General features: G+C 59.9%; 4 protein-coding genes. 3 read left to right on the top strand and 1 reads right to left on the bottom strand.

Annotated elements, in window-relative coordinates:
* A partial coding sequence (locus JX325_RS14015; RefSeq protein WP_204791708.1) for a DUF3991 and toprim domain-containing protein occupies window positions 1–1,193 on the bottom strand: 1,193 nt, incomplete at its 3' end.
* A gap of 118 nt (window positions 1,194–1,311) precedes the next feature.
* Here JX325_RS14015 and JX325_RS14010 point away from each other — a divergent pair.
* The 3 genes from JX325_RS14010 (at window position 1,312) to JX325_RS14000 (ending at window position 2,938) form a co-directional block, all read left to right on the top strand.
* Window positions 1,312–1,548, top strand: a complete 237-nt coding sequence (locus JX325_RS14010) for a DUF3343 domain-containing protein (protein ID WP_204791707.1) — start codon at window positions 1,312–1,314, stop codon at window positions 1,546–1,548.
* Window positions 1,545–2,729, top strand: coding sequence for a YedE family putative selenium transporter (yedE, locus tag JX325_RS14005; RefSeq protein ID WP_204791709.1), 1,185 nt, complete (start codon window positions 1,545–1,547; stop codon window positions 2,727–2,729). The genes JX325_RS14010 and yedE overlap by 4 nt, the downstream gene beginning before the upstream one ends.
* Window positions 2,729–2,938: a sulfurtransferase TusA family protein gene (locus JX325_RS14000; RefSeq protein WP_204791706.1), complete on the top strand. Its 210-nt coding sequence runs from the start codon at window positions 2,729–2,731 to the stop codon at window positions 2,936–2,938. Before yedE ends, JX325_RS14000 begins: the two co-directional genes overlap by 1 nt.
* The last annotated feature ends 371 nt before the right edge of the window (window positions 2,939–3,309 follow it).

Raw genomic sequence — 3,309 nt, 5'->3', positions numbered from 1 at the left:
GCGCAGAGCTGCTTGCCAAGCTCCACGGCGTCGGCCGGCTGCCCGAGCTGCCGCAGTTCCCGGCTGTACGCCGCCAGCGCCAGCGCGGACGCTTCGTCCGCGTACAGAGTCGCTCTTCCGATTTGATTTTGCTGGATGTGGTTTTGGAAAAATTGAAGCANCCTGGGAAGCTCCTTTTTGAGGCTTCCCAGGCTGTCCGGTTTGAGTTCCCCGCATTTCTCGGCGATGAACTGGCAGACCTCCGGCGCGACGGCAAGCTGGGGATGCTCCTCCGCCGGAAGGGCGGAGAGGCCATAGGCGGCCTTGAGGTCCTCGTTCCAGTCCTTGTGCTCCGGCTGGAGGACTGAGACACAGTGATATCCACGATCCCGCAGAATCTCGGCAAGCCGCCCATTGGCCTCGATGCCCGCCGCGTCGTGGTCGAGGCAGAGAAGGACGTTTCGGATATTGGGGTTCTGCTCCAGCATCCAGAGCATGGCATGCTCACTGGTGCCGCAGAGGGCGGCATAGCTGTGGGTCTGCCAATCCTTTTGGTACAGCGTGAGGAAGGACAGCAGGTCGACCGGAGCCTCGAAGACATAGAGTCGGTCGCTGGTTCCGGTGTAGTGAAAGCTGTACCGCGCGTCACAGCCCGCGAGATTCAGCTTGAGTCCGGGCCCGGCGCTGTTGACACTCCTTTTATGAGCGTGGCGAGCTGTACCGTGCTCATCCTTCCCGACGAATACGGCATTGTGATATTCCCGGTCGCTGCCCTTCGGCCTCTCGCGGCTTTCGTAGATCAGGCCGGCATGAACGAAGGCGTTCAGCACGTTCCGGCTGATATGGCGCTGCTGGAGCAGGTAGGCGTAGACCCGGCGCATGGTGTTGTTCCTAGGAGGAAGGGAGAATTCCTTCTTCTCTTTCTTCTTCGGCGGCGCGGCCCGGACCTCGCCCTGTTCACCGTTCAGAAGGCAGGACATGGCCTCCGGGTAACTGAGGCCGTAGAANTTCTGGACAAAGGAGATTGGTCCGNCGCCCTCCTTCGTGGCGTGGTCGTACCACTCGTTTCCGCAGATGGTGACGCTGTGGTCACTGACGAGGCGGCTTTCCCGGCCTTCCCGCAAAAGCCTCTCTCCCCGGCTGAGGAGAAAGGCTTCCAGGTCTACNGCGGCGGCGCGCTGCTTTTGGATATCGGTAAATTCAATATAGGGCATTGGCATCCTCCTTTAAAAGTTGTGTCCGGTCAAGGATTCATATTTTCATAAAATAGGGTTGCAAATATTTTTAGCCAGTGTTATATTTTTAAAAGAATAACGTAAGGGAGAAAGAGACATGCGGCAAAGGGTCCTGCGCTGCGTGGTGTCTTTCCACACCACTGCTGGAGCCATAGCGGCGGAGCGCCTCTGCCACCGGGAGGAACTAGAGGGGAAGCTGATTTCCGTGCCCCGGAGCATCACTTCCGACTGCGGGCTGGCTTGGTCCGCCCCGCCGGAGCTGCGGGAAGTCTTGGAGCGCCTCCTTCAGGAGGCGGGCGTGGAGGTCGCAGGGTTTTACGAGCTGACGCTCTGAGAGCAACTGTTTTTGCCTGCCGTTATTCTGAAAAAAGAACAACAGAAAAAGAACAACAGAGAAGAAAAGAGGGACGTATGAAAGAGAACACATTTATGCGCCGCTACGGTCTGGTGATTCTGGCCGGCGTTGTGGTGGGCGTGGCGGCGCTGATTCTGACCGCCGTCGGAAATCCGAAGAACATGGGCTTTTGCATCGCCTGTTTTGAACGGGACATTGCCGGAGCTCTGGGCTTCCACAGCGCGGCGAAGGTGCAGTACATCCGACCGGAAATCATCGGCATCGTCCTGGGGGCCATGGCCTCGGCCCTGACCTTCCGGGAGTTCAAGGCCAAAGCGGGCTCCTGCCCCGCCAGCCGTTTCGTGCTGGGCCTGTTCGTGATGATTGGCGCACTGGTCTTCCTTGGCTGCCCGCTGCGGATGGTCATTCGCCTGGGCGGCGGGGACCTCACCGCCGTGGCGGGTCTGCTGGGCTTTCTGGCGGGCATTCTGGTGGGCATCGTCTTTTTGAAAAAGGGTTTCTCCCTGGGCCGGGCCTATCCCGTGAAAACGGGGGAGGGCNTCGCCCTGCCCGCCGTGATGGCAGGGTTGCTGGCACTGCTTTTGCTGGCCCCGGGTCTTTTGAAGTTCTCTGAGGAGGGCCCCGGCTCCATGCGGGCCTTCTGGCTCGTCTCCCTGGCGGCGGGCCTGGCTGTGGGCTTCATCGCTCAGCGGAGCCGCCTGTGCATGGCGGGAGGCCTNCGGGATGCCTTTTTGATTCGGGACTTTACGCTGCTGATGGGCTTCCTGGCCATTTGGATCACCGTCACCATCGGCAACCTGAGTCTCGGCAACTACCACCTTTCCGCCGCCTCCCAGCCCATCGCCCACAGCCAGTATCTCTGGTCCTTTCTTGGTATGGCCCTGGTAGGCTGGGGCTCCATCCTCTTGGGCGGCTGCCCCCTGCGCCAGCTCATCCTGGCGGGCGAGGGGAACGGCGACTCCGCCGTAACCGTGCTGGGCATGGTGGTAGGCGCGGCGGTGGCCCANAATTNCGGCCTGGNGGGANGTNCGGACAGCGTGGTGGACGGCGTGTACAAAGTGGGCGGCGTCGGAACGACGGGCATGATCGCTGTGGTAGTGGGCTTCGTGGTTCTGCTGGCAGTGAGCCTGCTCCATCTTNCTGGAAAGGAGGAANCGTGATGATCGATGCGAGAGGACAGTCCTGCCCCATTCCGGTGGTCATGACCCGGAAGGTGCTGGAGAAGGAGAAGCCCGCCCGGCTGGAGGTCTTGGTAGACGCCCAGGTGGCGGTGGAGAATATCACCCGCTGTGCCGGGGCCCTCGGCTATCAGGTGGCAGCGGAGGCCCAGGGGCCGGATTTCAAGCTGACGCTGATGAAAGGAGATTGATTAGTGATACATGGGCGTTTTCAAGTGTCTTGAAAAGATGACCTTCTGCTGGAGTGGCTTTGCTTTACCCNTGTGAGAAAATGTGCGGAACAACTGACGCTGGAGGAAATGACTGCGGCAGAATGACTTCGCCGCTGTCAAGCCCCAATCGAAAAAATGTTTCATAAAAACAATCCTCTTTTTCTCCGTTCCAGACATTGCTTTTCCAGAGCGGCCCAGCTACAATACGTGGAGCTGCGATGAAGGAGGATGTCTGGATATGGACTTGAGCCGCAATCCGCTTTGGGATGAACAAGGGGAGTTCCGCCGTGGCTGTACGGTGGGCGAGGCGCTGTCTTGGCTGACGGCGAGTGGAAGCCACAGCGCCGGAG

Source organism: Oscillibacter sp. CU971 (assembly GCF_905219725.1).
Taxonomy (GTDB): Bacteria; Bacillota; Clostridia; order Oscillospirales; family Oscillospiraceae; genus Oscillibacter.
The sequence above is the reverse complement of the archived record's forward strand: the minus strand, read 5'-3'. Positions and strand labels throughout refer to the sequence as shown.